Here is a 6284-nt window from a genome sequence, read left to right on the forward strand (position 1 = left end):
CGGGCATCGAACAGGTGCTGTTTGTCTGCTTCAGTTCCGACGCGCTGGCGCTCTACCGGCAGGAACTGGCCGGCCCGAATGCGTGACGATGCGTGAAGATACCAGGCGCCCTCAGCTGGCGGTCGGGGTGTTCGTGTTCGATGCGGCCGGCCGGGTGTTGTTGGTGCAGCGTGGCCGCCCGCCGGCACAGGGCCTGTGGTCGGTACCCGGTGGCAAGGTGGAGTGGGGCGAGTCGGTGGCCGCCGCCTGCCGGCGCGAAGTGCGCGAGGAAACCGGCATCGACGTCGAACTCGGTCCGCTGGTGACCTGGATCGAGCGCATGGACGACGCCCATCACTACGTGATTCTCGATTTCGTGGCCGTGCCGCGTGGCGATCATGCGCAGCCCATCGCCGGCGATGACGCCGCCGATGCCCGCTGGCTGCACGAGACACAACTGGACGACGTGCCGCTGACGGCGGGCCTGCGGCAGGTGTTGCGGCAGGCCCGCGCCCTGTGTCAGCCGGTCTGACGGACCCTTGCGCGCAGCGCAGGGTCAGGTAATGACGGTCTTGCTGTCGGCGCCCGGTGTCTCGCGCACCAGGCGGGGTACCAGATAGCCGGGCAGGCGCCCGCGCAAGTCGGCGATCAGGGCTTCGCCACGGCTTTGTGGTACGTCGAAATGGGCTGCGCCCTGCACCCGGTCGAGCAGGTGCAGGTAGTACGGCAGGGCGCCCGCGGCGTGCAGCGCCGTGCTGAGGGCGGCCAGGGTGTCGGCGTCGTCGTTTACCCCACGCAAGAGCACCGCCTGGTTGAGCAGGGTCACGCCCGCCGCTGCCAGCGCCGCCAGCGCGGCGCGTACCGCGTCGTCCAGCTCGGCTGGATGGTTGCTGTGCAGCACCAGCACCGTGCGCAGCGGCAGGCGCCGCAGCCAGGTCAGCAGCTCGCCATCCACGCGTTGCGGCAGTACCACCGGCAGGCGGCTGTGGATGCGCAGGGTGTGGACGTGGTCGATGTCGGCCAGGTGCCGTGCCAGCTCGGCCAGGCGCCGGTCGCTCAAGGTCAGCGGGTCGCCGCCGCTCAGGATCACCTCGCCGATGCTCGGGTCGGCGGCGATGGCCGCCAGTGCCGGGCCCAGTCGCGAGCCGCCGGTGTGTGCGTCCGCGTACGGGAAATGACGCCGGAAACAGTAGCGACAGTGCACCGCGCAGGCCCCGGTGGCGATCAACAGTGCCCGGCCGTGGTATTTTTTGAGCAATCCCGGTACCGGTTGTACGGCCGACTCCGCCAGCGGATCGGTGCTGTAGCCGGTGTGCCGGTTGCACTCGGCATCCAGCGGCAGCACTTGCCGCAGCAGCGGGTCGTCCGGGTCGTTCGGCCGCATCCGAGCCAGGTATGGCAGGGGCACGCGCAGCGGAAACAGGGCGGCGGCGCGGCGCGCCGCCGGCAGCAGTGCGGCCGGCAGGCCCAGGCGCTGCAACAGGTCGGCCGGATCGCTGACGGCATCGGCCAGCAGCTGCTGCCACGTCACGGTGGGGTGCTCGGCCGCGGCGGAATTCGACATTCACAGATTCTCGATGACGTTCTGAATGAGGAAATTATGGCGTCTTACAGCACCAACGAATTTCGTGCCGGGCTCAAGGTGATGCTCGACGGGGATCCGTGCGAAATCATCGAAAACGAGTTCGTCAAGCCGGGCAAGGGCCAGGCCTTCAACCGCGTGCGCCTGCGCAACCTGATGAGCGGCCGGGTGTGGGAGCGCACGTTCAAGTCCGGCGAGTCGATCGAGGCCGCCGACGTCGTCGATACCGAAATGCAGTACCTGTACAACGATGGCGAGTCCTGGTGTTTCATGAACCCGACCTCGTTCGAGCAGGTGCACGCCGGGGTCAGCGCCATCGGTGACAAGGCACAGTGGCTCAAGGAGCAGGATACCTGCACGATCACCCTGTGGAACGGTGATCCCATTGCCGTGTCGCCGCCGAACCACGTGGTGATGCGGGTGACCTATACCGAACCGGCGGTGCGCGGCGACACCAGCAGCGGCGCCACCAAGCTGGCGACGCTGGAGAGCGGCGCCACGGTCAAGGTGCCGCTGTTCATCGAGATCGACGACATGCTGCGTGTGGACACCCGTACCGGCGACTACATCTCGCGCGTGAAGGAGTAAGCGCACGTGGATACGGCCGCGGCGGACCGCTGGCGTCCGGCGGCCAGTGTCGAGACGCTGCGCCGGCGCGCCGCGCTGCTGGCGCAGATTCGCGCCTTTTTTGTCGAGCGCGGGGTGCTCGAGGTGGACACGCCGCTGCTCGGTCCGGCGCCGAGCAGCGACCCGCAGCAGCAGTGTCTGGACGTGGCCGTGCCCGGCAGCGGTCGCCGGTATCTGCAGCCGTCGCCGGAGTACGCCATGAAGCGCCTGCTGGCGGCCGGCAGCGGTAGCATCTACCAGATATGCAAGGCGTTTCGCGCCGGCGAGCAGGGCGCCCGGCATCGCACCGAGTTCACACTGGTGGAGTGGTACCGGGTCGGCTTCGATTACCGGGCGCTGATGGACGAGGTGCAGTCCCTGGTCTGTGGGCTGTTGCAGCGACCGCCGGCACGGGCTTTCAGCTATCGGGAGCTGTTCCAGCGTCACGCCGCCGTCGATCCGCTGGCGGACAGTGACCAGGTTCTGTGGCAGCGGGTTGCCGCCGCGGGCATCGAGCCGTCGGAAGCGCTGCGCGACGCCGGCCGGGATGCGGCGCTCGACATTCTGCTGACGCGTCGGGTGGAACCGGCCATTGCGCCGCTGGGGGCGGTGTTCGTCTACGACTACCCGGCCAGTCAGGCGGCACTGGCACGCTTGCGGCCGGATCAGCCGGCGCTGGCAGAGCGATTCGAGTTATACGTCGACGGGATCGAGCTGGCCAACGGGTTCACCGAGTTGGCAGACGCCGTTGAACAACGACGACGGTTCGAGGCCGACAATCTCGCGCGGCGGGTGCTGGGCTTGCCTGAGGTGCCCTTGGACGAGGGCCTGTTGGCGGCACTGGGTCATGGCTTGCCGGCGTGTGCTGGCGTCGCTCTGGGCCTCGACCGCCTGCTGATGCTGGCTCTCGACCTCGACGACATCGCGGCGCTGCAGGCGTGAATCTCATTCCATGACGGCACAGCCGCAGCCGGGCGGAACCGGCTGCGGCTGTCCGTGAGGGTGGGGCGCTACAACAGGGCGCGTCCCGGCCGCGGATTCAGCATTCGTAGTCGAATGCCACCACGCAGTCGTCGAAGCTGCCGTCCAGCAGCGGGCCGATGTCCTGGGCGATGGCAACGTGCTCGGGCGACGGCAGGTAGCGGTCGCGCGCGGCGGCATCGCGGAAATCCATCGAGAAGCCGTAGTTGAAGCCGCGGTTGATGCCTTCCGGGCTGGAGTACGGGCCGCCGCTGAAGGTCATCATGCCGTCGAAGGTGCCGACCATCTCGCGGAAGCGCGCGAACAGCGCCTGCGCCGCCGCATCCGAGTCGGGCTTCAGCTTGACCAATACCATGTGTCGAATCATCGGAGTCTCCAGTTTCGGGGGTTGCGGTTGGATCTCTTGATTTCAAAGATGCCGCGTGCAATGCCGGCGCCGTTTGCGCGGCGGGCGCACACGCGGGTGGGTGAGTGTGCCACAGTGCGACGGCTGGCCAGCCTGCCGTGACGTTGCGTACGTGCGGCGGCGTCGGGAGCGGCGCTGGGAAGCGCCCTCGGCTGTTTTTGCGGCCCGATCCCGGGACCGGGCACGGCGGCTGCGTCTTGGTCGCGCACTGTCTTTTCACGACGTGCGCCGCTATAATGGCCGGTCTCTGTTCAGCGGTTAATGAATGGGCCTTTGGCCCTTTTTTCATTTTTGGGTGGTCGAATTGTCGGGCTCTTTGAGCGAGCGGCTGCGTGAAATGTTGGCGCCGGCGCTGGAAAAGCTGGGGTACGAACTGGTGCAGGTGGACTATGTGGCCACCCGCAGGCCGGTGCTGCGCCTGTACATAGACACACCAAAGGGTGTCACGCTGGACGATTGTCAGCAGGTCAGTCAGTACGTGAGTGGTGTGTTGGACGTGGAAGATCCGCTGCCGGGCGCGTACACGCTGGAAGTGTCTTCCCCGGGGCTGGACCGGCCGCTTGTGACAGCCGACCATTTTCGACGGTTCATCGGCTGTGACGTGCGTGTGCAGCTGCACCGCCCTATGAACGGTGCGCGCCGCCTGCGCGGCCGCCTGTGCGGTGAGGTCGACGGCGTGATCGAAATCGAAGTGGATGGCCAGCGGCTGAGCGTGCCGCTGGTGGAAATCAGGGCGGCTCGCCTGGTGCCGGACCTGGCGGCGGAACTGCGGAGTAAGGGCGATGGACACTAAAGAAATCCTGCAGGTCGTTGACGTCGTTTCCAATGAGAAAGGCGTCTCCAAGGAGGTTATTTTCGAGGCCATCGAAGCCGCCTTGGCAGCCGCCACGCGCAAGGTGGCTGGCGAGCACATGGATGTTCGTGTGGCCATCGACCGTGTCAGTGGCAATTACGAGGCATTCCGGCGCTGGACCGTGGTGGCGGATGACGCCGACGAATTCGATCCCGAGCAGCAGATCACCCTGTCGCGGGCGCAGCGCGAGCGGCCCGACGCGACGTTGGACGATGTGGTGGAAGAGCCGATGCAGGCAGTGCCTTTCGGGCGCATTGCATCGCAAATGGCCAAGCAGGTGATCGTGCAGCGGGTGCGTGATGCCGAGCGCGAGAAGATCGTCGAGATGTACACGCCGCGCCTGGGTCAGATGCTGGTCGGGCAGGTCAAGCGCCTGGACCGCGGCAACCTGATCGTCGACCTGGGTGGCAACGTCGATGCGCTGCTGGCGCGTGAGGAAATGATTCCGCGCGAGAACATTCGCATCGGGGATCGGGTGTGCGCGCTGCTGCTCGATGCCCGTATCGAGCAGCGGGGGCCGCAGCTGTTTCTCAGCCGCCGGGCGCCCAAGCTGATGATCGAGCTGTTCCGGCGCGAGGTGCCGGAGGTGGCCGACAGCATCGTCGAGGTTGTTGGGTGTGCCCGTGACCCGGGCGTGCGGGCCAAGATTGCCGTGCGCAGCTTCGACCCGCGCATCGACCCGATCGGCGCCTGTGTCGGCATGCACGGCACGCGGGTGCAGGCCGTGTCCAACGAGCTGGCGGGTGAGCGCGTAGACATTGTCTTGTTCGATGCCAACGCGGCGCAGTTCGTGTTGAATGCGCTGTCGCCGGCCAAGGTGGTGTCGATCACCATGGACGAGGAAACGCACGCCATGGACGTGGCGGTCGCCGAAGACCAGTTGTCGATTGCCATTGGGCGCGGCGGGCAAAACGTGCGCCTGGCCAGCGAACTGACCGGCTGGGACCTGAACCTCATGACCGAGGAGCAGGCGGCCGAGAAGCAGGAGGCCGAAATCAGCGGCTTGCGGCAGATGTTCGTCGACAAACTCGACCTGGATCAGAGCGTCGCCGACATCCTGGTGCAGGAAGGTTTCACCAGCGTCGAAGAAATCGCCTTTGTGCCGGTGGCCGAGTTGCTGGCGATCGAGGAGTTCGACGAGGGCCTGGTGGATGAGCTGCGCAGCCGGGCCCAGAATGTCCTGCTCACGCAGGAGATCTCCCGTGAGGAGCAGTTGGGTGACGCCGAGCCGGCGAGCGACCTGTTGGAGGTTGACGGCATGACACGGCGCCTGGCCTATCAGCTGGCGGCCCACGGTGTGATTACGCGTGAGGACCTGGCGGATCAGGCTGTCGCCGACCTGGTCGAGATAGACGGCTTTGACGAGGCGCTTGCCGGGCAGCTCATCATGGCCGCACGCGCGGCCTGGTTCACTGACGACGCGCAGGCCTGAGAGGTTTAGATCACGTGGCAGCACAGTCAATCGAACAGTTCGCAGCTTCCATCCGGGTTCCGGTAGAGCGCCTTTTGCGCCAGTTGCAGGAAGCCGGTGTCGGGAAGCGCGCGGCGACCGACGAGATCACCGACGACGAAAAGGCCGAACTGCTCGGATATCTGCGCCGCTCGCACGGTGCCGACGCGGACGAGGCCAGTCCCAAACCGCGCAAGATCACGCTGACGCGGCAGGTCGTGTCCGAGTTGCGCCAACCGGCGCCAGCGCGCCGGCCCGGCCCGGGCGCGACGCCCGGTGCCACTGCGCCGAGCAAAGTCACCGTGGTGACGCGAAAGCGGCGCACCTACGTGAAGCGCGAGGAAGTCGAAGCGTCGGCGGACGAGACGCCGGAAGTGATGGCGGAAGCGGCGCCAGCGGCCGAGCCGGCTGCGCCGCCGCCACCGGA

Annotated in this window: 7 protein-coding genes and 1 pseudogene; 6 read left to right on the forward strand and 2 right to left on the reverse strand. The window is 67.0% G+C overall.

The features are described 5' to 3' along the window. Positions 1–88: 88 nt before the first annotated feature. Entirely contained in the window at positions 89–511 is a 423-nt protein-coding gene (locus tag ABYX71_RS09765) for an NUDIX hydrolase (RefSeq protein WP_372696311.1), read from the forward strand. A 24-nt stretch (positions 512–535) separates the two neighbouring features. Here ABYX71_RS09765 and epmB read toward each other — a convergent pair whose 3' ends face one another. Beyond that, positions 536–1543, reverse strand: coding sequence for an EF-P beta-lysylation protein EpmB (epmB, locus tag ABYX71_RS09770; RefSeq protein WP_372696312.1), 1008 nt, complete (start codon positions 1541–1543; stop codon positions 536–538). A 36-nt stretch (positions 1544–1579) separates the two neighbouring features. Between epmB and efp the strand changes: the two genes are divergently transcribed. Both efp and epmA read left to right on the forward strand, forming a co-directional pair. Next, positions 1580–2149 (forward strand): elongation factor P, encoded by a 570-nt coding sequence (gene efp, locus ABYX71_RS09775; protein WP_372696313.1) that lies wholly within the window; start codon positions 1580–1582, stop codon positions 2147–2149. Between the two features lie 6 nt (positions 2150–2155). After that, positions 2156–3109 carry an EF-P lysine aminoacylase EpmA gene (gene epmA / locus ABYX71_RS09780; RefSeq protein ID WP_372696314.1) on the forward strand — a complete coding sequence of 318 codons (954 nt, stop codon included), beginning with the start codon at positions 2156–2158 and terminating at the stop codon, positions 3107–3109. A gap of 97 nt (positions 3110–3206) precedes the next feature. Here the strand turns inward: epmA and ABYX71_RS09785 are convergent, their stop codons facing one another. Beyond that, positions 3207–3515 (reverse strand): Dabb family protein, encoded by a 309-nt coding sequence (locus ABYX71_RS09785; protein WP_372696315.1) that lies wholly within the window; start codon positions 3513–3515, stop codon positions 3207–3209. A gap of 343 nt (positions 3516–3858) precedes the next feature. On the opposite strand from ABYX71_RS09785, the gene rimP reads away from it, so the two are divergent. The 3 genes and pseudogenes from rimP to ABYX71_RS09800 form a co-directional block, all read left to right on the forward strand. Beyond that, entirely contained in the window at positions 3859–4347 is a 489-nt protein-coding gene (gene rimP, locus ABYX71_RS09790) for a ribosome maturation factor RimP (RefSeq protein ID WP_372696316.1), read from the forward strand. Then, positions 4337–5839 (forward strand): transcription termination factor NusA, encoded by a 1503-nt coding sequence (gene nusA, locus ABYX71_RS09795; RefSeq protein WP_372696317.1) that lies wholly within the window; start codon positions 4337–4339, stop codon positions 5837–5839. Before rimP ends, nusA begins: the two co-directional genes overlap by 11 nt. 74 nt (positions 5840–5913) lie before the next feature. Beyond that, positions 5914–6284 (forward strand): annotated as a pseudogene (locus ABYX71_RS09800) (translation initiation factor IF-2); the annotation flags it as partial.

This window comes from Immundisolibacter sp. (assembly GCF_041625615.1).
Classification (GTDB): Bacteria; Pseudomonadota; Gammaproteobacteria; order Immundisolibacterales; family Immundisolibacteraceae; genus Immundisolibacter.